The organism is Pseudonocardia sp. (assembly GCF_050250275.1).
GTDB lineage: Bacteria > Actinomycetota > Actinomycetes > Mycobacteriales > Pseudonocardiaceae > Pseudonocardia.
This window is the reverse complement of record NZ_JBFWOY010000023.1, coordinates 1-21,406: the sequence shown is the minus strand read 5'-3', so window position 1 is coordinate 21,406 and position 21,406 is coordinate 1. Positions and strand designations below refer to the sequence as shown.

Annotated in this window: 20 protein-coding genes; 8 read left to right on the top strand and 12 right to left on the bottom strand. The window is 73.9% G+C overall.

Going from position 1 to position 21,406, the window contains the following annotated elements; all coding sequences use genetic code 11:
- Window position 1: 1 nt before the first annotated feature.
- Window positions 2-1,666 (bottom strand): DAK2 domain-containing protein, encoded by a 1,665-nt coding sequence (locus AB7F12_RS20445; RefSeq protein ID WP_428516774.1) that lies wholly within the window; start codon window positions 1,664-1,666, stop codon window positions 2-4.
- 140 nt (window positions 1,667-1,806) lie between these two features.
- Here AB7F12_RS20445 and rpmB point away from each other — a divergent pair, with 140 nt between their 5' ends.
- Window positions 1,807-1,998 carry a 50S ribosomal protein L28 gene (gene rpmB / locus AB7F12_RS20440; protein WP_098956454.1) on the top strand — a complete coding sequence of 64 codons (192 nt, stop codon included), beginning with the start codon at window positions 1,807-1,809 and terminating at the stop codon, window positions 1,996-1,998.
- A gap of 233 nt (window positions 1,999-2,231) precedes the next feature.
- Here rpmB and AB7F12_RS20435 read toward each other — a convergent pair whose 3' ends face one another.
- The 10 genes from AB7F12_RS20435 to AB7F12_RS20390 form a co-directional block, all read right to left on the bottom strand.
- Window positions 2,232-2,912 carry a uracil-DNA glycosylase gene (locus AB7F12_RS20435; protein WP_428501432.1) on the bottom strand — a complete coding sequence of 227 codons (681 nt, stop codon included), beginning with the start codon at window positions 2,910-2,912 and terminating at the stop codon, window positions 2,232-2,234.
- Window positions 2,912-3,436 (bottom strand): gamma carbonic anhydrase family protein, encoded by a 525-nt coding sequence (locus AB7F12_RS20430; protein ID WP_428501431.1) that lies wholly within the window; start codon window positions 3,434-3,436, stop codon window positions 2,912-2,914. Before AB7F12_RS20430 ends, AB7F12_RS20435 begins: the two co-directional genes overlap by 1 nt.
- A gap of 9 nt (window positions 3,437-3,445) precedes the next feature.
- Window positions 3,446-3,820 carry a monovalent cation/H(+) antiporter subunit G gene (mnhG, locus tag AB7F12_RS20425; protein ID WP_428501430.1) on the bottom strand — a complete coding sequence of 125 codons (375 nt, stop codon included), beginning with the start codon at window positions 3,818-3,820 and terminating at the stop codon, window positions 3,446-3,448.
- Window positions 3,817-4,083: a monovalent cation/H+ antiporter complex subunit F gene (locus AB7F12_RS20420; RefSeq protein ID WP_428501429.1), complete on the bottom strand. Its 267-nt coding sequence runs from the start codon at window positions 4,081-4,083 to the stop codon at window positions 3,817-3,819. The genes mnhG and AB7F12_RS20420 overlap by 4 nt, the downstream gene beginning before the upstream one ends.
- Window positions 4,080-4,631: a Na+/H+ antiporter subunit E gene (locus tag AB7F12_RS20415; RefSeq protein ID WP_428501428.1), complete on the bottom strand. Its 552-nt coding sequence runs from the start codon at window positions 4,629-4,631 to the stop codon at window positions 4,080-4,082. The genes AB7F12_RS20420 and AB7F12_RS20415 overlap by 4 nt, the downstream gene beginning before the upstream one ends.
- Window positions 4,628-6,166, bottom strand: a complete 1,539-nt coding sequence (locus AB7F12_RS20410) for a Na+/H+ antiporter subunit D (protein ID WP_428501427.1) — start codon at window positions 6,164-6,166, stop codon at window positions 4,628-4,630. The genes AB7F12_RS20415 and AB7F12_RS20410 overlap by 4 nt, the downstream gene beginning before the upstream one ends.
- On the bottom strand, window positions 6,163-6,630 hold the full coding sequence (locus AB7F12_RS20405; protein WP_428501435.1) for a sodium:proton antiporter: 468 nt from the start codon (window positions 6,628-6,630) through the stop codon (window positions 6,163-6,165). Before AB7F12_RS20405 ends, AB7F12_RS20410 begins: the two co-directional genes overlap by 4 nt.
- 17 nt (window positions 6,631-6,647) lie before the next feature.
- Window positions 6,648-7,220 (bottom strand): MnhB domain-containing protein, encoded by a 573-nt coding sequence (locus tag AB7F12_RS20400; protein ID WP_428501426.1) that lies wholly within the window; start codon window positions 7,218-7,220, stop codon window positions 6,648-6,650.
- On the bottom strand, window positions 7,217-9,583 hold the full coding sequence (gene mbhE / locus AB7F12_RS20395; RefSeq protein WP_428501425.1) for a hydrogen gas-evolving membrane-bound hydrogenase subunit E: 2,367 nt from the start codon (window positions 9,581-9,583) through the stop codon (window positions 7,217-7,219). The genes AB7F12_RS20400 and mbhE overlap by 4 nt, the downstream gene beginning before the upstream one ends.
- A gap of 291 nt (window positions 9,584-9,874) precedes the next feature.
- Window positions 9,875-12,067 (bottom strand): malate synthase G, encoded by a 2,193-nt coding sequence (locus AB7F12_RS20390; RefSeq protein ID WP_428501424.1) that lies wholly within the window; start codon window positions 12,065-12,067, stop codon window positions 9,875-9,877.
- 277 nt (window positions 12,068-12,344) lie between these two features.
- Between AB7F12_RS20390 and AB7F12_RS20385 the strand changes: the two genes are divergently transcribed.
- The 7 genes from AB7F12_RS20385 to AB7F12_RS20355 all read left to right on the top strand — a co-directional run bounded on the left by AB7F12_RS20385 (window position 12,345) and on the right by AB7F12_RS20355 (window position 21,284).
- Window positions 12,345-13,799, top strand: a complete 1,455-nt coding sequence (locus AB7F12_RS20385) for an FAD-linked oxidase C-terminal domain-containing protein (protein WP_428501423.1) — start codon at window positions 12,345-12,347, stop codon at window positions 13,797-13,799.
- Between the two features lie 19 nt (window positions 13,800-13,818).
- Window positions 13,819-14,946: an FAD-binding oxidoreductase gene (locus AB7F12_RS20380; protein ID WP_428501422.1), complete on the top strand. Its 1,128-nt coding sequence runs from the start codon at window positions 13,819-13,821 to the stop codon at window positions 14,944-14,946.
- Window positions 14,943-16,325, top strand: a complete 1,383-nt coding sequence (locus tag AB7F12_RS20375) for a (Fe-S)-binding protein (protein WP_428501421.1) — start codon at window positions 14,943-14,945, stop codon at window positions 16,323-16,325. The genes AB7F12_RS20380 and AB7F12_RS20375 overlap by 4 nt, the downstream gene beginning before the upstream one ends.
- 225 nt (window positions 16,326-16,550) lie before the next feature.
- Window positions 16,551-17,261, top strand: a complete 711-nt coding sequence (locus tag AB7F12_RS20370) for a GntR family transcriptional regulator (protein ID WP_428501420.1) — start codon at window positions 16,551-16,553, stop codon at window positions 17,259-17,261.
- Window positions 17,262-17,355: 94 nt separating this feature from the next.
- Window positions 17,356-18,807, top strand: a complete 1,452-nt coding sequence (locus AB7F12_RS20365; protein WP_428501419.1) for an FAD-binding oxidoreductase — start codon at window positions 17,356-17,358, stop codon at window positions 18,805-18,807.
- 3 nt (window positions 18,808-18,810) lie between these two features.
- Complete coding sequence (locus AB7F12_RS20360) at window positions 18,811-19,995, top strand: FAD-binding oxidoreductase (protein WP_428501418.1); 1,185 nt, start codon at window positions 18,811-18,813, stop codon at window positions 19,993-19,995.
- On the top strand, window positions 19,992-21,284 hold the full coding sequence (locus tag AB7F12_RS20355) for a (Fe-S)-binding protein (RefSeq protein WP_428501417.1): 1,293 nt from the start codon (window positions 19,992-19,994) through the stop codon (window positions 21,282-21,284). Before AB7F12_RS20360 ends, AB7F12_RS20355 begins: the two co-directional genes overlap by 4 nt.
- Before the next feature lie 13 nt (window positions 21,285-21,297).
- Here AB7F12_RS20355 and AB7F12_RS20350 read toward each other — a convergent pair.
- Window positions 21,298-21,406 (bottom strand): integrase core domain-containing protein (locus AB7F12_RS20350; protein WP_428501434.1); only part of this gene is annotated, 109 nt, incomplete at its 5' end.

The window sequence follows — 21,406 nt, the reverse complement described above, 5'->3', positions numbered from 1 at the left end:
GTCACTCGACCCCCAGGACCAGCGGGTAGTCCGTCTGACCGCCCCGGTACACCACCACGTCGACCTCCGGGTGGGTGCGGCGCAGGTCCTCGGCCAGGTGCTCGCCCAGCTCCGCGTCCGCCTCCGCCCCCAGCAGCGCCGTCACGAGCTCACCCCCCGCCGTCAGCATGCGGTGAGCCAACCACAGCGCACCGACGGAAAGGTCCGGGGCGATCAGGACGACCTCCCCGTCGCTGATCCCGAGCACGTCACCCGGCGAGCACCGGCCCACCCACGTCAACGCCTCCGCCTCCGCGACGAGCAGCCCCGCGGTCCGGGTGCCCGCCGCTGCCTCGGCCATCGCGACGACGTCGTCGCCCGGCCGCCGCGCCGCGTCGTGCACCGCCAGCGCCGAGAGCCCCTGCAGCACCGACGACGTCGGGATCACGACGACCTCCTGCCCCGACCGCCGCGCCGCCGACGCCGCCCGCTCCGCGTCCCCGGTCAGGTCCGGGTCGCCGGGCAGCAGGACGACGTGCCGGGCGCGCGTCCCGGCCAGCGCCGCGGCGAGGTCGTCGGCGTCCGGGACGACGTCGACCGTCTCCACGACGTCGGCACCCGACTCCCGCGCCAGCTCCGCGACCTCCGCCGCCGCCACCACCATCAGCACCGCGCGGTCGCGCGTGAACCTGGCGTCCCCGGCCGCCGCCCCGACCTGGTCGGCGAACCGCATCACCGTCACCCGGTGCGGCCGGCCCGCCTCGATGCCCGCCTCGACCGCCGCGCCCACGTCGTTGCAGTGCACGTGGACGTTCCACAGCCCCGTCCCGCCCGGGGTGCCGTCGCCCACGACCGCGACCGAGTCGCCGACCGCGCCCAGCTCCATGCGCAACGCCGCCACCCGCGCGTCGTCGGTGCCGTCGAGCAGGAACATCACCTCGTAGGAGAACCGGTCCGAGCCGCTCTCCCGGTTCGTCGTCAACGCCTCCGCACCGCGGGCCGTGCGCGTCCGCGGCGGCGGAGGCGGCGACGGAGCCTCACCCGCCGGCCGGCCCAACGCCGTCGCGAGCGCGTCCAGCACGACCAGCAACCCGTACCCCCCGGCGTCGACCACCCCCGCGCGCGCCAGCTCCGGCAGCTGCGAGGTGGTGGCGCGCAACGCCTCCGCGGCCGCCGACGCCGCCGACGCCGCGACGTCCACGACCGTCGTCGCGGTGGTGTCGACGGCCGCCTGCGCCGCCGCGGCCAGCACGCTCAGCACCGTGCCCTCACGCGGCCGGGCCACCGCCGCCCGCGCCAGCCGGTGCGCCCGCCCCAGCGCCGCCCGCAGCACCGCCACGTCGGCCGAGCCCTTCGACTCCCCGATCGCCTCGGCGAACCCGCGCAGCACCTGCGACAGGATCACCCCCGAGTTGCCCCGCGCCCCGACCAGCGCACCCCGCGCCAGCGCCGCCGCCGCCTCCGCGCATCCCGGACTGCCCGGCGCCAGCGGCCCGCCGTCCTCCCGGTAGCGACGCCGCAGCTCGTCGCCGGCCGCGCGCATCGTCAGCAACATGTTGGTGCCGGTGTCGCCGTCGGCCACGGGGAAGACGTTGATGTCGTCGATCTCCGCGCAGCGCCGTTCGAGGCCGGCCGCCGACTCCGCGGTCCACCGGCTGAGCAGGGCCGCGTCGATCACCGAGGGCACATCCGCGAGGGTAGCGACCGGGCGGTGTGCGGTGCGTCGGGCGGGCTGGGTACTCTGGTCGAACCTGCGGGGTACTGCCGTGTTTCATCTCGGCAGCCTCCGTGACCAGAACATCTCGTCTACTGCCAGGAGTGATCGACGTGGCTGCCGTCTGCGACGTCTGTGGCAAGGGTCCGGGCTTCGGCATGTCCGTCTCGCACTCGCACCGCCGCACCCACCGCCGCTGGAACCCCAACATCCAGACCGTGCGCACCCGCGACGACGGCGGCAACCGCCGCCGCCAGAACGTGTGCACGTCGTGCCTGAAGGCCGGCAAGGTGGCGCGCGGCTGACGCCACGACGCATCCGCGAAAGGGCGGTCCCACCACGGTGGGCCGCCCTTTCGCATGCCTGGGACCGGACTCGATGCGGGCCCGGTCCGGTGAGCCGGTGATCGTGCCGACCACGCGCGCAGCTTTCGCCGTCGCGCCCCCGCATGCATGCCGTGCAGGGACCCGGCTGCACGCGTGCTGACGGCAGAACCCGCGTGACGACGAGAAACCAGGGGCTGACGAGAAACCAGGGGCTACGGGAGCTTCCAGTCGACGGGGTCGCCGCCGATCTCCTCCAGCAGGTCGTTGGCGCGGCTGAAGGGGCGGGAGCCGAAGAAGCCGCGGTCGGCCGACATCGGGCTGGGGTGCGCCGACTCGATGCAGGGCACGTCCTCGAGCAGCGGGACGAGGTTGCGGGCGTCGCGGCCCCACAGGATGGCGACGAGGGGCTCGGCGTCGCGGGCGACGAGGGCGCGGATCGCCTGCTCGGTGACCGCTTCCCAGCCCTTGCCGCGGTGGGAGCCGGGGGTGCCGGGCTCGACGGTCAGCACCCTGTTGAGCAGCAGCACACCCTGCTCCGCCCACGGTGTGAGGTCCCCGGTGGCAGGGGTGGGGTGGCCGAGGTCGTCGCTGTACTCGCGGAAGATGTTGGCCAGGGACCGCGGCACGGGGCGGGTCTCGGGCGCGACGGAGAACGAGAGGCCGACGGCGTGGCCGGGTGTCGGGTAGGGGTCCTGGCCGACGATGAGGACGCGCACGTCGTCGAAGGGGTGGGTGAAGGCGCGCAGGATGTTCGCGCCCGACGGGAGGTAGCGGCGGCCGGCGGCCATCTCTGCACGGAGGAACTCGCCCATGTCGGCGACGACGGGGGCGACGGGTTCGAGGGCCCGGGCCCAGCCCGCCTCGACGACCTCGTGCAGCGGCTTGCCGGCCATCAGCCGTCGAGCTTCCGCAGTCCGGCGCGGAAGCGTCTGCCGCGCTCGACGTAGGAGTGGACGGCGTACTCCCAGCGGTCGGCGGGGACCTCGTAGCCGTCGCGGACGCGGGCGGGGATGCCGAGCGCCATGGACCGGGGCGGGATCACGGCTTTCGGCGAGACGACGGCGCCGGCGGCGACGACGGCGCCCTCGCCGACGACGGAGCCGTTGAGCACGACCGAGCCGGACGAGATGAGGGCCCGGTTGCCGATGTCGGCGGCCTCGATGTGGACGTTGTGTCCGACGGTGACCTCGTCGCCGATGAGGGTGGGGACGTCATGGGTGGTGTGGATGATCGTGCCGTCCTGGATGCTGGTCCGGGCTCCGACGACGATGTATCCGTCGTCGCCGCGCAGCACGGCCGTGGGCCACACGGTGGCCTCGGCGCCGAGGCGCACGTCGCCGATCACCACGGCGTCGGGGTGCACGTAGGCGTCGGGGTGGATGTCGGGTTCCAGGTCGCCGAGCGCATAGATGGGCACGCGGGGAGCTTAGGACGGCCGTTCGTCGCGGCCGGGACCGGGCGGGGCGTCGGAGCGGGCCATGGGGTCGGCCAGCTCGTCGACGATGAGGTCGTCGCGGCGCAGGGTTCCCGCACGGTAGGCGGAGCGCCCGACGATCTGGGAGATGACGGGGGCGGTGACGAGCTGGAACAGCACGATGAGCAGCAGGGTCGCGGCGCTCTCGAACTCGAGCCGGATCGCGGTCCCGACGAGGATCAGGATCAGGCCGAGGGTCTGGGGTTTGGTGGCGGCCTGCAGGCGGGAGGGGACGTCGGGGAACCGGACGAGCCCGAGTGCCCCGAGCAGGCAGGACAGCCCTCCCGTCAGCACGAGTACGGCGGTGATGACGTCGATGGTCGTCATCGGTGCCGCTCCCCACGCTCGACGAGCCGAGCCGCGGTGGCGGAGCCGACGAACCCGATGAGTGCGACGGCGGCGACGAGCGGGATGTTGGAGCTGTCGCGGTTGACCGCGGCGTAGAGAGCGCCGCCGCAGACGATCAGTACGACGAGTACGTCGAGTGCGGTGATCCGGTCGAGGGTGGTGGGTCCGCGCAGCAGCCGCAGCAGGGTGAGCAGCCCGGCGGCGGCGAGCAGGGCGAGTGTCACGGTGAACACGACGATCATCGGGTTCTCCCCGTCCTTTCCGCGGCGGCGAGGCCCCGGTCGCAGGCAGCCAGTTCGGCGGGGGTGCCGACGGCGGCGATCACGTTGCGCTGCGTCACAAGCATCGCGCGCCGGATGCGTTCGACGTCGCTCTCGCTGCGGATTCCGAGGGTGTAGACCCAGAAGGTCCCGTGCACCCGGTCGATCTGCAGCACGTAGCTGCCGGGGGTGAGCGCGACGGAGCCCGCGAGGAGGGCGACGGCGTGTGCGGAGTCGGACACCAGCGGGGCGGCGACGATCCCGGCGCGGGCGCGGGGGCCGTGGCGCACGGTCTGCCAGGCGATGTCGCCCGCGGAGCGCAGCAGGTCGGCGGCCAGGAAGCCGGCGAGGGCGAGGAGGCGCAGCGGCCGGAACGGGACCGGGTCGGGCATGAGCGGCATCGGGAACAGCCAGGTGACGAGGGCTGCGACGACGATCCCGCCGACGATGGTCGCCGGGCTGAAGGTCCCCCACAGCAGTACCCAGACGACGGTGAGCCAGAACAGCTGCGGTAGCCGGCGGCGGATCATGGTGTTCCTCCGTCGCCGAGGACGGCGCTGCGGTAGGGGGTCCGGTCGACGAGGTCGTGGCCGGCGCGGGAGGTGACGCCGGACAGGGGCCCGGCGGCCAGGGCGATGGCGACACTGACCGCGACGAGCGCGGCCGACGCGGCGTACATCGGGATCGAGCTGCGGGCGGTGCCGACGACGAGGTCGTCGGTGGGGTCGTTGTCGGGCAGCGGTTCCTTGGACTCGCCCCAGAAGACGCGGACCCAGACGCGGACGACGGCGTAGAGGGTGAGCAGGCTGGCGAGGATCACGATGCCTGCGACGATCGCCGTGCCGGGGCCGTTGTCGGCGCCGGACTGGAGCAGCGCGAGCTTGGCGACGAACCCGGACGTCGGTGGGACCCCGGCGAGGGTGAGGGCCGGGATCGCGAAGAGCACCGCCAGCAGCGGGGCCCGTCTGGCGAGGCCGCCCATGGCGTCGATGGAGACCGTCCCGGTCCGGCGCGTGATGAGCCCGGAGACGAGGAACAGGCTGGCCTGCACCGTGATGTGGTGCACGACGTAGAGCGCGGTGCCGGCGACGCCCTGGGCGTCGGAGACGGCGAGCCCGAAGATCATGAACCCGATGTGGCTGACGAGCAGGAACGACAGCAGCCGGTTGAGGTCGTTCTGCGCGAGCGCGCCGAGCGCGCCGACGATCATGGTGACGGCGGCGAGGACGAGCAGGACCGTCGACGGGTGGTCCTCGGGGAAGATCAGGGTGCGGGTCCGCAGCAGCGCGTAGATGCCGACCTTGGTGAGCAGGCCCGCGAACAGCGCGGTGACGGGGGCGGGCGCGTTGGGATAGCTGTCGGGCAGCCAGAAGTGCAGCGGCACGATGGCCGACTTGATCCCGAAGGTGACGAGGACGAGCAGCGCGAGGACGGTCTTCAGGCCGGTGGGCAGTTCGGCGACCCGGGTGGCGAGGTCGGCGAGGTTGACGGTCCCGGTGGCGGCGTAGACGAGCGCGACCGTCGTCAGGAACAGCAATGACGACGCGAGGCTGATGATCACGTACGTCATGCCGGACCGGATGCGCGTCGCGTCGGTGCGGCGGGTGATCAGCACGTAGGAGGCGGCGAGCATGATCTCGAACGCCACGAACAGGCTGAACAGGTCGCCGGTGAGGTAGGCCAGCGACACCCCGGCCGACAGCACCAGGAAGATCGGGTGGAAGGTCGTGGAGGCGGTGCGCCTGCCGTAGTCGACGATCCGTTGGTCGATGGCGTAGACGAGCACCGCGAGGGTGACGACGGCCGAGATCAGCAGCAGCAGCGCGGAGAGCCGGTCGGCGACCAGCACGATGCCGACGGGCGCGGGCCAGCCGCCGATCTCGGCGACGATGGGCCCGTTGCGGTCGGCCTGGACGAGCAGGACGGCGGCGACCGCGGCCACGGAGGCGAGCACGGTCAGGCCGATGGCGCGTTGCGCGAACGCGGAGCGGCCGGCGACGACCGTCGCCGCGGCGCCGAGCAGCGGCAGCAGGACGGGCAGGGCGGGCAGCAGTGAGGTGTTCACCGGATACCGCCTGCAGGGGTGACCGGGTCGTCGGAGGCCGCGGCGGAGCCGGGGTCGATGCCGGGCTCGTCTCCGGTCTCCTCGACCTCCTCGCCCATCGACGCCTTGACGGTGCGGCGGCGCGCGATGCGGCGGTCCTCGAGGTCGTCCTGCACCTCGTCATGGCCGACGAGCACCCACGAGCGGTAGCCGAGGGCCAGCAGGTAGGTCGTCATCGCGAAGGTGATGACGACCGCGGTGAGCGCCAGGGCCTGCGGCAGCGGGTCGGCCAGGGCGGCGGCGTCGGGGGTGGCGCCCGGGGCGTCACTCAGGATGGGGGGCGGTGCGGGCGGGCCGCCCGCGAGCTGGAGCAGCAGGTTGGCGCCGTGGCCGAGGACGACGACGCCGAGCAGCACGCGCATCAGGGATCGCTGCAGCATCAGGTAGAACCCGACGGAGTACAGGACGGCGACGACGACGGCCATCGCGAGGTTGATGGTGGTCACGAGGGCCCCGCAGCGGTCTCGGCGGCCTCGTCGGCCTCGTCGGCGTCGCGTTCGATGCCGCTGCCGAGCGAGCGGAGCAGGTCGAGGACGACGCCGACGATCAGCAGGTAGACACCGATGTCGAGGGCCAGGCTCGACACGACCTCGAGGTGCCCGAGCAGGGGCACGTCGAACGAGGCTTTCGCCGACGAGAGCACCGGTTCGCCGAACGCGGCGGGCACGAGGGCGGTGACGACGGCGACACCCAGCCCGATGCCGACGAGGACGGGGGGCCGCACCTTCACGCGGGCGCCGATCTCGGGACCGTCGCTGCGCCCGCCCGCGATGTGGCGCAACACGAACGCGAGCCCGGCGACGAGGCCGCCCGCGAACCCACCGCCCGGCCCGTAGTGGCCGACGAGCAGCAGGTACAGCGAGAACACGAGGATGGTCGGGAACAGGACCCGGGTGGCGAGCTCGAGGAGCAGGGTGCGCCCGGACGTGACGGGGCACTCGCCGGAGAGCATCCACTCCTCGGCGGGCGCGTCCCAGCGATCCCACGGGACGCGGGCGTCGGGGGTGGCGGTCATCCGAGTACCTCCTCCTCGTGTTCGGGGGTGCCGGAGCCGCTGCGGGCGACGCTGCCCTTGCGCCTGCGGTCGTAGCGGGTGGCCAGCACGAGGCTGGCGGTGCCCGCGGCGGCGACGAGGAGCACGGTGATCTCGCCGACGGTGTCGAGGGCACGGAAGTCGACGAGGATCGCGCTGATGACGTTGGTCGCCCCGGCTTCGGGGGCGAGCCGGATGAACTCGTCGCTGGCGGTGGTGGGTGCGGTGCGGGCGCCGGACAGGACGACGCCGAGTACGGCGACGGTGATGCCTGCGACGCTCGCCAGCACGCCTTTGCGGATCTGGACGCCACGGCGGGGGCGGCGGCGTTCGGTGAAGTGCGCGGGCAGCCGGCGCAGCACGAACACGAACGCGACGAGGGCGAGCGTCTCCACCAGCAGTTGGGCCAGGGCGAGGTCGGGTGCGCCGTCGACGATGAACAGCCCGCCGATCCCGTAGCCGACCGCGCCGACGAGCAGCACGGCGGTGAAGCGGCGGTGCGCGCGCACGAGCGCCAGTGCCGCCGCGACGACCACGATGCCGAGGGGGATCTGCATCCACTGGTGGACGACGGGGGTGTCGGCGGGCCAGGCCCAGCCGGCGACGAGGCCGACGCCGGGCAGGGCGATGACCATGAGCAGTACCGCGGCGAGGTAGAACGGGAGCGAACCGGCCTGCAGCCGGCCGGTGACGAGCACCGCGACGCGTTCGATACCGGCGACGACGTGTTCGTAGCCGCGTTGGGCGGACACGCGGTGGTGCAGTGCGTCGGTGAGGGCGTCGACGCGGGCGCGGCCGGCGTGCAGCGCCGCACCGCCGAGCAGCGCGACCCCGGAGAGGGCGAGCGCGAGGTTCCAGCCGTGCCACAGCGCGAGGTGGTAGGCGGCCTCGGCGGCGTCGCGGGCGGGCAGGGTGTCGCCGTAGCCCTCGACGAGGGGGGCGACGAGCGGGGAGAGCAGGCCGAGGACGAGTCCGGCGAGCGCGGTGATCCACAGCGGCAGGGTGAGGCCGGGTGAGGCCGGCTTGGGAACGGTGACCTCGACGCCCGGTTTGGTCGCGAACGCCCCCCACAGGAACCGGGCGCTGTAGGCGACGGTGAAGATCGAGCCGATGACGAGCCCTGCGAGCACGATCCAGCCGCGGGCGTCGTCCTCGTACAGGAACGCCTCGAAGGCCGCCTCCTTGGCGACGAACCCGAGCAGCGGCGGGATCCCGGCCATGGACGCCGCGGCGAGCACGGACGCGGCGGCGAGCCCCGGCATCGCGCGTCCCAGCCCGGACAGTGAGCCGGTCTCGCGCGTGCCGGTGACCTTGTCGACGGTGCCGACGACGAGGAACAGCGTCGCCTTGAACAGGCCGTGCGCCAGCAGCAGCGCGGCTCCGGCGACGGCCGCGAGCCGCCCGCCGACGGCGAAGAGCACCATGAGGAAGCCCAGCTGGCTGACGGTGCCGAAGGCCAGCAGCCGTTTGAGGTCGGTGGCGCCGAGGGCGCGCCAGCCGCCGATGAGCATCGTCGTCAGCCCGAGGACCACCAGCGGCAGCCACCATTCCGCGTTCGTCGCGAATGCCGGTGAGAGCCGACCGACGAGGAACACCCCGGCTTTGACCATGGATGCCGCGTGCAGGTAGCCGCTGACGGGGGTGGGGGCCGCCATCGCCGCGGGCAGCCACGGGTGGAACGGCGCCTGCGCGGACTTGGTGAGCGCGCCCAGCAGGATCAGCACGATGCCCGCGGTGACGGCTCCGCCGGTCGGCGGCGCCGCGACGATCTCGGAGATCCGGTAGGTGCCCGCCGACTCACCGACGAACACGAACCCGAGCAGCATCGACAGCCCGCCGAACACCGTGACGAGCAGGGCCTGGACGGCGGCGCGCCGGTTGGCGCGGTGCAGGCCGCTCTGCCCGACGAGCAGGAACGACGCGATCGACGTGAGCTCCCAGAACACGTACAGCGTCAGCAGGTCGTCGGCGACGACGAGGCCCAGCATCGCGCCGGCGAAGAACACCAGGAGTGCCGACGTGCGGCTCGCGTCGGCGCTGCGCCGTCCGAAGTAGAACGCGCTGTAGACGAGGATCACCGCGCCCAGCCCGGAGACGAGCACGATCATGACCAGGGCGAGCGCGTCGAGGCGCACGTCGAAGGTCAGGTGGAGCGCGGGCGCCCACGCGATCGACTGCGTCACCCCGCGGCCTCCGAGGACCTGCGGCGTCATGGCCAGCGCCCACCCGAGGGTGACGGCGGGCGGGACGGCGGCAAAGCCGAAGGCGGCGCGCGTGCTGCGGGCCGCCACGGCGGGCAGGACGCAGGCGAGCGCGAGGTGCGCAACGACGAGCGCGAGCAGCAAGGGCACCTCCTTGCGGCGTCACGACACGCGGGCAGGACCGCCTCCCGCCGCGGGGGGCGGGCGGCACCGTGCGTTCACGCGGACTGCTCGGACGGACGGTCCGCGAGGGGGCGCGGGCCGCCCGGCCGGCCCGGCTGTCGGATCACCGTCGGGTCGGCTGTTCGGATGGACTGCCGATCGCAAACGGGGACCTTCGCGTCGGACCGGCTCGGCCCACCCTACCTGCCACGGCAACGCCGCGGTCACGGCGCCGCACCGCAGACGCCGCGACCCCCGGCGCGAACCTGCTCGTCAGCGACCTCGTCCGGCCGCCTTCTTCGCTGTGCGGCGCCACCTGGTGAGCACCGGCTCGGTATAACCGTTCGGCTCCTCACGGCCGGTGAGGACCAGCTCCAAGGCCGCCTGGAACGACGCGCTGCCCTCGAGGTCGTCGCTCATCGGCCGGTACCCGGCCTCGGCTGCGTTCTGTTCGTCGACGAATGCGGCGAGGCGGGCGAACGTCTCACGGACCGTGGCCTCGTCGACGATGCCGTGGGCGAGCCAGTTGGCGATCAGCTGGCAGGAGATCCGCAGGGTGGCGCGGTCCTCCATGAGGCCGACGCCGTCGAGGTCGGGCACGGTCGAGCAGCCGACGCCGAGCCCGACCCAGCGCACGACGTAGCCGAGGATCGACTGGGCGTTGGTCTCCAGCTCGCGGGTGACGGTCTCGGCCGGCGGCCGCTCGTCGCCGAGCAGCGGCGGCGCGAGCAGCAGCGACCGGTCGGTCAGGGGGCGGGAGGCGAGCTCGGCCTGCCGGGCGTCGACGTCGACACGCAGGTAGTGCAGTGCGTGCAGGGTCGCGGCGGTGGGCGAGGGCACCCAGGCGCAGTCGGCACCCGCGCGGGGGTGCTCGATCTTCGCCTCGACCATTTCGCGCATGGCGGCGGGTTTGGCCCACATGCCCTTGCCGATCTGGGCGGTGCCGCCGAAACCGGCACGCAGCGCGACGTCGACGTTGCGGTCCTCGTAGGCCCCGAACCAGGTCTGCGCCCGCATGTCGCCCTTGGGCACGACCGGGCCACCGGCGAAGCAGGTGTGAATCTCGTCGCCGGTGCGGTCGAGGAAGCCGGTGTTGACGAAGATGATCCGGTCGGCCGCGGCGGCGACGCACGCCGACAGGTTGACCGAGGTGCGCTTCTCCTCGTCCATCACCCCGATCTTGACGGTGCGCTCGGGCAGGCCCAGCGCCTGCTCGACGGCGGCGAGCATCTCGACGGTCAGCGCGACCTCGTCGGGCCCGTGCTGCTTGGGCTTGACGACGTAGACGCTGCCGGTGCGGCTGTTGCGGTGCGGGCCGAGGCCGCGCAGGTCGTGCATCGCGGCGGTCACGGCGACGAGCAGGTCGAGCAGGCCCTCGCCGACGGCGGCTCCGTCGGCGGTGCGGACGGCGTCGGTGTCCATGTGGTGGCCGACGACGCGCACGAGCAGCGTCGAGCGGCCGGGCAGGGTCGCGGTGGACCCGTCGGGCGCGGTGTGCTCGCGGTCGGGTTCGGCGCGGCGGGTGACCGTCGTGCCGCCCTTCTCGAAGCTGGCGACGAGGTTGCCGTTCATCAGGCCGAGCCACGTGCGGTAGGCGGCGGCCTTGTCCTCGCCGTCGACGGTCGAGACGGAGTCCTCGAGGTCGACGATCGTGGTGACGGCGGACTCGAGGACCACGTCGGCGACCCCGGCGTGGTGGCTGCGGCCGACGCGGTGGTCCCGGTCGACGGTCAGCTCGACGTGCAACCCGTTGCGGCGCAGCAGGACGGCGGTCGGGGAGCCGGCGTCGCCACGGTGCCCGGCGAAGCGGGCCGGGTCGGCGAGCGCGGGGACGAGGGCGCCGTCGGCGACGGTGTAGGCCTTGACGTCGGCGTGCGAGCCGTCGGCGAGCGGGAACAGCTCGTCGAGCAGCCGGTCGGCCTCGGCGATGACCTGGGCGCCCCGGGCCTCGTCGTAGCCCTTCGCGAGCTCGTGGTCCAGCGCCAGCACGTCGGTGCCGTAGAGGGCGTCGAACAGCGAGCCCCAGCGGGCGTTGGCGGCGTTGAGGGCGTAGCGCGGGACGGTCGCGGGCACCACGAGCTGCGGCCCGGCGAGGGTGGCGATCTCGGCGTCGACACCGGTGACGGTCAGCCGCGGCCGGGCCTCGGGGGCGAGGTAGCCGATGTCGGTCAGGAAGCTCGCGTACTCCGCGCGGCCGGCGTCGTCGAGCGGGCCGGGGTGTGCGCGGTGCCAGTCGTCGATCTGGTGTTGCAGCTCGTCGCGGCGCGCGAGGAGGTCCTTCGTCCGGGGGTGGAAGGTGCGGTGCAGCTCGGCGAAGGCCGCCCAGAACGCGGCGGGGTCGAGGTCGTCGAGGCCCACCAGCAGCTCGTCGCGGACGAACGTCTCCAGCGCGGGATCGACCAGCAGGCCCGCATCCTGCGCACCGGCCGACCCGCCGGCGCCTCGAACGGTCGGTGTTGCGGCCATGGGGTCCGCCCTTTCGTCGCCGCGTCCACTCGTCGTCACAGGTCTAACAACGGATACCGACTTCCGCAACGCGGAACTTGGTGATCTCGTTCCCCTGTGACACCGCATACCCGGGGGATGCGCCCGCGACCCCTGCTGCGGTAAGACCGCGCCCCGGCGATCTCGCCGCTCCCGCGGCCCCGCCGTCCGGGCGTTAACGTTGACCAGCGGACGGGACACACGGCCGCCCGCCACACCCAGCAGCACACGCCACACGCACGGACGCGGAGGTGCCGCCATGGCGCTCGACGACGCGGCGACCGCCGCACTGGCCCGCGCGGTCGGCCACGAGAACGTCGTCGACGACCCCGTCGGACGCCGCGCCTACGAGTGCGACGGCCTCACCGGGTTCCGGGTGGTGCCCGACCTCGTCGTCCTGCCCCGCGACGCCGACGCCGTCGCCGCCGCCGTCCGCGCCTGCGCCGCCCACCGCGTGCCCTTCGTCGCCCGCGGCGCCGGCACCGGCCTGTCCGGCGGCGCACTGCCCGTCGCCGACGGCGTCGTCATCTCCCTCGCCCGGCTCAAGGCCGTCCTCGACGTCGACCCCGTCGACCGCCGCGCCACCGTCGAGCCCGGCGTCACCAACCTCGAGATCACCGCCGCGGCCGCACCCCACGGGCTCTACTACGCCCCCGACCCGTCCAGCCAGCAGGTCTGCACCATCGGCGGCAACGTCGCCGAGAACTCCGGCGGCGCCCACTGCCTCAAGTACGGCTTCACCAGCAACCACGTCCTGTCCATGGAGGTCGTGCTGCCCGACGGCTCCGTCGTCACCCTCGGCGGCGACTCGGGCGAACAGTCCGGCCCCGACCTGCGCGGGGTCTTCCTCGGCTCCGAGGGCACCCTCGGCATCGCCACCTCGATCACCGTGCGGCTGCTGCGCGTACCCGAGACGGTGCGCACCCTGCTCGCCGACTTCCCCTCCGTCGAGGCCGCGAGCGACGTCGTCAGCGACATCGTCGCCGCCGGGATCGTGCCCGCCGCCGTCGAGATGATGGACACACTCGCCATCGAGGCCGCCGAGGAGGCCGTCCACGCCGGCTACACCGTCGGTGTGCCCGCCGCACTCGTCGTCGAGCTCGACGGCCCCATCGAGGAGTGCGACGTCCAGTTCGCGCAGGTCGAGGAGATCTGCAACCGGCACGGCTGCACCCGCCTGCACATCGCCGGATCCGTCGACGAACGCGCCGCGATCTGGCGGGGCCGCAAGGCCGCGTTCGCCGCCGTCGGCCGCATCTCCCCCGACTACTTCGTCCAGGACGGCGTCGTCCCCCGGACCCGCCTCGCCGAGACCCTCACCCGGATCCGCGCGATGGGTGAGGAGGCCGGGCTGCGCGTCGCCAACGTCTTCCACGCCGGCGACGGCAACCTGCACCCCCTCGTGCTCTACAGCGCCGCCGCGGGCGAGACCGAACGCGCCGAGCGACTCTCGTCCGGGATCGCGGAGCTGTGCGTCGAGATGGGCGGGGCGCTGTCGGGTGAGCACGGCATCGGCACCGACAAGGCCTGCTCGATGCCGACGATGTTCGGCGAGGTCGACCTCGCGACCATGGACCGCGTCCGCGGCGCCTTCGACCCCGACGGCATCTGCAACCCGGGCAAGGTCCTGCCCACCCCGCGGTTGTGCGGCGAACGTCCCGGCAAGTACCGCCCCCACCCGCTGGAGGAGTCCGGCCTGATCGAGCGGCTCTGACCCTGCTCTGGAGAACCTCATGACGCGCGCGACCCCCACCACGGTCCGCCCCGACGGTCTCGCCGCGCTCCGCGACGCCGTCCTCGACTCCGCGGGCACCCTCGGCGTCGCCGGGGCGGGCACCGCATCCTCGTGGGGCGGCCCGCTCGCCCCCGTCGACACGGTGATCGACGTCGGCGGCCTGTCCGGGATCCTCACCCACAACCCCGGCGACATGACCGTCTCCGTCCACGCCGGCACCCCGCTGCGCGACCTGCAGGACGAGCTCGCGGGCCACGGCCAGCACGTCTCGTTCGACGCCGCCCGGGTCGCCCGGGGCGCCACCGTCGGGGGGCTCGTCGCGACCGCCGACGGCGGGCCCGCGGCACTGGTCCACGGCACCCTGCGCGACCTCGTCATCGGCATGACGATCGTGCTCGCCGACGGCACCGTCGCGCGCACCGGCGGGCACGTCATCAAGAACGTCACCGGCTACGACCTGGCCAAACTGATGCACGGCTCCTACGGCACGCTCGGGATCGTCGCCGAGGTCGTGCTGCGGCTGCACCCCGTGCCCAAGGCGTCGGCCACCCTCGCGCTCGACTGCACCCTCGCCGACGCCGCCGCGCACGCCGCCCGCGTCTTCGCCCGTCCCCTCGACCCCGCCGCCGTGGAGTGGTACTCGACCGGCTCGGCGTCGGGGACCCTGCTCGTCCGCATGGAGGGCACCCTCGACGCACTGCCGCGCCGGGTCGACCGGCTGCGCGACGTCCTCGGCGCGTCCTGCTCGGACGCCGGCGACTGGGACGCCCATTCCGCCGCGGTCCGCGGCACCCCCGGGCGGGCGGTGCTGCGTATCGGGGTCCGCCCCTCGCGACTCGCCACGATCATCGACTCGCTCCCGTCCGACGGGGCCGCGGCCGGCCTGGGCACCGGCGTCGCCACCGTCTCACTGCCTGCCGACGCCGTCGCCGACGCCCACGCCGCCGTCCACGCCGCGGGCGGCACCTCCGTCCTGCGCGACCGTCCCGACGGGTTCAGCGGCCCCGCCTGGGGACCACCACCCTCGGCGGTCGCCCTGCTCAGGTCGGTGACACGCACCCTCGACCCCGACGGCCGGCTCGGACCCGGCCGGCTCGCCCCGTGGCTGCAGGAGGACCCCCGATGAGCTCGACCCCCGCCGGCTCGGCCGACACCAACCTCCCCCGGTCCGGGCCCAGCGCGTTCGACGCCCACCGTCCACCCGAGCGGGACCTGCTCGACGACTGCGTCCACTGCGGCTTCTGCCTGCCCACCTGCCCCACCTACCAGCTGTGGGGCGAGGAGATGGACTCCCCGCGCGGGCGGATCTACCTCATGGACCTCGCCGAGAAGGGCGACATCGCCCTCGAGGGTTCCTTCGCGACGCACATCGACCGCTGCCTCGGCTGCATGGCCTGCGTGACCGCCTGCCCGTCCGGGGTGCAGTACGACCGGCTGCTGGAGTCGGTGCGTCCGCAGGTGGAACGCAACGTCGAGCGCGACCGCGAGGACAAGCTCTTCCGCGACGCGATCTTCGCGCTCTTCCCGTACAAGCGACGGCTGCGTGTCGCTGCTCTGCCGGGTGCGGTGTATCAGAGGCTGGCCCGCATCCCGGCCGTCCGGAAGTTCGTCGACGGCGGCACCGAGCGCCTGCGCGGCACCAGGTTTGCCCGTCTCGCGGCCCTGGAGTCGCTCCTGCCGCCCGTGACGGTGAAGGAGGCGTTCGCGACCCTGCCCGCGGTCACGCCGGCGGTCGGCGAGCGGCGGGCGCGGGTCGCCCTGCTGTCGGGATGCGTGCAGGACGTGTTCTTCCACCGCGTCAACGAGGCCACGGTCCGCGTCCTCGCCGCCGAGGGCGCCGACGTCATCGTCCCCCGCGACCAGCAGTGCTGCGGCGCCCTCGAACTGCACGCCGGCCGCGAACCGTCCGCCCTGGCCCGCGCTCGCCGGACGATCGAGACCTTCGAGAAGCTCCTCGCCTCGGGTGTCGACCACGTCGTCACCAACGTCGCCGGCTGCGGGTCGTCGATGAAGGAGTACGGGCACCTGCTCGCCGACGACCCCGGGTTCGCCGACCGCGCCGCCGCCTTCTCCGCATCGGTGCGCGACGTCCACGAGGTCCTCGCCGACCTGCTCGCCGACGGCGGCCCCCGCGCACCGCGCAACCCCGTCCCGGCCCGCGTGGCCTACCACGACGCCTGCCATCTCGGGCACGCCCAGGGGGTCCGTGCCCAGCCGCGTGACGTGCTGCGCAGCATCCCCGGCGTCGAGGTCGTCGACATCCCCGAGGCGGCGCTGTGCTGCGGCTCCGCGGGCATCTACAACATGGTCATGCCCGACGCGGCCGACGAGCTCGGTGCCCGGAAGGCGGCGAACGTGCGGGCGGTGACCCCCGACGTCGTGGTCACCGCCAACCCGGGCTGCCTGCTGCAGATGGGCAAGCACCTCGACGCCGAACTGCCCCTGCTCCATCCCGTCCAGCTCCTCGACGCCAGCATCCGCGGCGTTCCCCTCCCCCGCAGCTGACCGTCGGGGCCTCGCGGCAGGTGGGCGGGCCACGACCCGCGCGCAACCCCCCGGTCGCGGATCCGCCCGGGAGCAGCCGTGGGGTTGCGCCCGGCGGGGTGTCCCGCCGGTGCCGGCCGTCGCCCACCACCCGGGACCGCGCTGCTGCGTGAGCTGTGCCGGTCGCGACGTACGGGCGCCCGGGCCGGCCGCGGTAGGGTCCGCGGCACCTCTGAGCGCGGGAGCGTGGTGTGCGTGGCGGTCGGCGCCGCAGCAAAGGATCCGGCGCCGCGGCGTGGCGGCGCGAAGGCACGTGCGTTGGAGCACGTGAAGGAGCGCATCCTGACCGGTGGTTTCCGGGGTGGCGACCTGATCAGCGAGGGTGAGGTCGCGGCGGCACTGGGGATGTCGCGCACGCCGGTGCGGGAGGCGTTCCTGCGGCTGGAGGCCGAGGGGCTGCTGCGGCTGTACCCGCAGCGCGGCGCGCTGGTGGTGCCGGTGTCGCCGGAGGAGGTCCGGGCCGTGATGGAGGCGCGGCTGGTGATCGAGCAGTTCGCGGCCCGGTCGGTGTGCCGCGCCCCCGCTCCGGCGCGCGCGGTGATCGCCGACGCGCTCGACGTGCAGTGGGACCGGCAGCGCGCGGCGGGCGGCGACCTGCGCGGTGTCCTCGACGCGGATCGCGCGTTCCACACGGTGCTGGTGGAGGCGGCGGGCAACCCGATCCTGGCCGATGTGTACTCGTCGTTGCGGGACAGGCAGTTGCGGATGATCGGCGAGTCCGCGGTGCGCGACCCGCGGCGGACGGCGACGATCGTCGACGAGCACAGCCGCATCGCGGTCGCGGTCCGCGAGGGCGACACGGACGCGCTGCTCGACGCGGTGCGGGCGCATCTGACGGGGACGGTGCGGGCACTGGGACTGGCCGTCGACGCCCTCGGGTCGCTCGCCGCGGACTGATCCCCCGCGGCCTCACCTTGTTCGCGTCACCATGGCGGGTTACCGTCGGCCACAACTTGTATCTCAGTTGTGTACGAGCGGCCGGGAGGTCCCGATGGAGCACGCCGTCCTGCGTGCGGAGCTGGTCAGGGCGCTCGGGCCCGAGGGGGTGCTCGACGACCCGGTGTCGCTGCGCTCCTACGAGTGCGACGGCCTCACCGGGTTCCGGGTCGTGCCCGCACTCGTCCTGCTGCCCACCGACACCGCGCAGGTCGCGGCCGCCGTCACGATCTGCGCGCGGCACACCGTGCCGTTCGTCGCCCGGGGCGCAGGGACGTGCCTGTCCGGCGGGTCGCTGCCGGTCGCCGACGGCGTGGTCATCTCCCTGCAGAAGCTGCGCTCGGTCCTGGAGATCGACGTCGAGAACCGGCGGGCCGTCGTCCAGCCGGGCGTGACCAACCTCGACGTCAGCAAGGCCGTCGCCGGGCACGGGCTCTACTTCGCCCCCGACCCGTCGAGCCAGCAGGTGTGCACGATCGGCGGGAACGTCGCCGAGAACTCCGGCGGGGCGCACTGCCTCAAGTACGGGTTCACCGTCCACCACATCCACGAGATCGAGGTCGTCCTGCCCGACGGCTCCGTCACGACCCTCGGGGCGCCGTCGCCCCACCAGCCGGGCTACGACCTGCTGGGCGCGTTCGTCGGGTCCGAGGGCACGCTCGGGATCGTCACCCGGATCGTGGTGAAGCTGCTGCCCAGGCCGACGGCGGTGCGCACCCTCGTCGCGGACTTCCCCTCGGTCGAGCAGGCCGGCGACACCGTGACCGGCCTCATCGCGGCGGGCATCGTCCCCGCGGCCGTCGAGATGATGGACGCGCTGGCGCTGGAGGCCGTCGAGGCCGCGGTGCAGGCGGGCTACTCACTCGACACCGCCGCCGCGCTGCTCGTGGAGCTCGACGGCCCGCCCGCCGAGGTCGAGGCCCAGTTCGCCGAGATCGAGCAGCTGTGCACCGACAACGGCACCACGAAGCTCGTCATCGCGCCGACCCCGGAGTCGCGCGCAGCGATGTGGAAGGGGCGCAAGGCGGCGTTCGCGGCGGTCGGGCGGATCAGCCCGAACTACTTCGTGCAGGACGGCGTCGTCCCCCGCACCCGGCTCGCCGAGGCGCTCGGGCGCATCTCGGCCATGGCCGACGAGGCCGGACTGCGGGTGGCCAACGTCTTCCACGCCGGCGACGGCAACCTGCATCCGCTGGTCCTCTACAGCGAGGCGGCGGGCGAGCACGACCGTGCCGAGCACCTGTCGACGGCGATCGCGGAGCTGTGCGTCGACCTCGGCGGCTCGCTGTCGGGCGAGCACGGCATCGGCACCGACAAGGCGTGTTCGATGCCGCGCCAGTACAACGAGGTCGATCTGGCGACGATGACGTTGCTCCGCAAGGCGTTCGACCCCGACGGGATCTGCAACCCGGGCAAGCTGCTGCCGACGCCCCGGCTCTGCGGCGACCGTCCCGGCCCCCACCGCGCCCACCCGCTGGAGGCGGCGGGCCTCATCGAGCGGATCTGAGCCATGCCCTCCACCACGTCCTTCTCCCCGGCGACCGTCGCCGAGCTGCGCGACGCGGTCGCCGGCTCCGCGACCTCGCACCCGCGGCTGCTCGTCGCCGCCGCCGGCACCGCCGCGACCACCGGTGGACGGCCCGACCCCGCCGACGCGGTCGTCGACACCACGGCGCTGTCGGGTGTCCTGGACTACACCCCCGCCGACATGACCGTCGCCGTCCGGGCCGGCACCCCGCTCGCCGACGTGCAGGCCGAGCTGGGCGGACACGGCCAGCACGTAGCGTTCGACGCCGCCCGGGTCCGCCGCGGCGCCACCGTCGGCGGGCTGCTCGCCAGCGGCGACGGCGGCCCGCTGCGCCACATGTACGGCACCCTGCGCGACCTCGTCATCGGTGTGACCGTCGTACTCGGCGACGGCAGCGTCGCGAAGGCCGGCGGGCACGTCATCAAGAACGTCGCGGGTTACGACCTCGCCAAGCTGTTCCACGGCTCGCTCGGCACCCTCGGCATCGTCGCGGAGGTGGTGCTGCGGCTGCACCCGTTGCCGCGCACCGCCGCCACCGTCGCCCTGCCCGCCGACGCGGCCACCGCCACCCGTCTCGGGGTCGAGCTGGTCGCGTCGGGCACCGAACCGGTCGCGCTGGAGTGGACGCCCGGCACCGGGCTGCTGGTCCGGGTCGAGGGCACGCCGGCCGGGGTGCACGAACGTGCCGACGCCGTCGCCGCCAGGCACGGCGGCGCCCGCGTCCTCACCGGTGCCGACGAGGCCGCGGCCTGGGCCGCGGTCGCCGCGGTCGCCGACCCCGCCGCCGCGGGGGCGACGGTGCTGCGTGCCGGGACGCTCCCGTCGGACGGTCCCGCGTTCCTCGCCGCGCTCGGTGCGGCCGCCGACGCCGCGGGGGTCACCCTCGCGTGCGGCAGCTCCGTCGGCGCCGGGGTGCACACCGTCGCCCTGACCGGCGGGGCGCACGAGCCGGTCCTGGCCGCCGCACACGCCGCGGCCGGCTCGTCTGTGTCGGTGCTGCACGACGGCGGCCTGGCCTGCGACACCCCGCGCTGGGGCCCGCCGCCGCCCGCGGTCGCGCTGATGCGCGCGGTCAAGACGCGATTCGACCCGGCCGGCCGCTTCGGCGCCGGCCGCTTCTCCCCCTGGCTCGCCCCCACCCGCGCAGACGAAGGAGCCCTGGCGTGAGCACGTCCTACGACGCCCACCACCCGCCGCGGCGCGACGTCCTCGACGACTGCGTCCACTGCGGGTTCTGCCTGCCCACCTGCCCGACCTACGCCGTCACCGGGCTGGAGACCGAGTCCCCGCGCGGCCGGATCTACATGATGGACCTGGCCGCCCGCGGCGAGATCTCCGTCGACGAGGCGTTCGGCGAGCACATCGACTCCTGCCTCGGCTGCCTCGCCTGCGTGACGGCCTGCCCGTCCGGGGTCCAGTACGACAAGCTGATCGAGTCGGTGCGCCCGCAGGTCGAGCGCAACGTGCCCCGCACCCGCGCCGACAGGCTGTTCCGCGCCCTGGTGTTCGCGTTGTTCCCGTACCCGAACCGGCTCCGCGGCGCGGCCCTGGGCGGCATCGTCTACCAGCGCACTGGCCTGCGCGCGCTCGTGCACCGCCTCGGACTGATCGAGAGGCTGCCCGCGCGGCTGCGCGCGCTGGAGTCGCTGCTGCCGCCCGTCACCGTGCGCGCGCTGTTCGCCCGCACCCCGGAACGCACCCGGCCCGCAGGTCCCGCCCGGCTGCGCGTCGGGCTGCTCGCCGGGTGCGCGCAGCGGGTGTTCTTCGGCGACGTCAACGCCGCCACCGTCCGTGTCCTCGCCTCCGAGGGCTGCGACGTGCTCGTCCCCCGCAACCGGCAGTGCTGCGGCGCGCTGTCGGTGCACGCGGGCCGCGAGGAGGAGGGCCTGGTCCGGGCACGGGCGACGATCGCGATGTTCGAGCGCCACCGGCTCGACGTCGTCGTCGCCAACGTCGCGGGCTGCGGGTCGACGCTCAAGGAGTACGGCGACCTGCTGGCCGACGACCCGGTGTGGGCGGAACGGGCGAAGGCGTTCAGCGCCAAGGTCCGCGACGTCTGCGAGCTGCTGGCCGAGCTGCCCCCGCGCGCGCCGCGGCACCCGGTCGCGACCCGCGTCGCCTACCACGACGCCTGCCACCTCTCCAACGCCCAGAAGATCCGCTCGCAGCCCCGCCAGGTCCTGCGGTCGATCCCCGACCTGCAGCTGCACGACATCTCCGAGGCCGAGCTGTGCTGCGGCTCGGCGGGCATCTACAACCTCGTCGAGCCGGAGACGGCCGAGGAGCTGGGGCAGCGCAAGGCGAAGAACCTGGAGGCGGTCTCCCCTGACGTCGTCGTCACGGCCAACGCGGGCTGCCTGCTGCAGATCCGCCGCTTCCTCGACGCCGGCATCCCCGTCCTGCACCCCGTCCAGCTCGTCGACTCGTCGATCCGGGGCGTCGACCCGCTGCACTAGCTGTACTCGGCCGTCAGGTTGGTGACAGGCGACTGATCGGGGGGAGCCCGCCGAGAGCGCTGTGGCGGCGTTGAGTGTTGTAGTACTCGATCCACGGGGCAAGCGCGGCGGCGCGTTCGTCG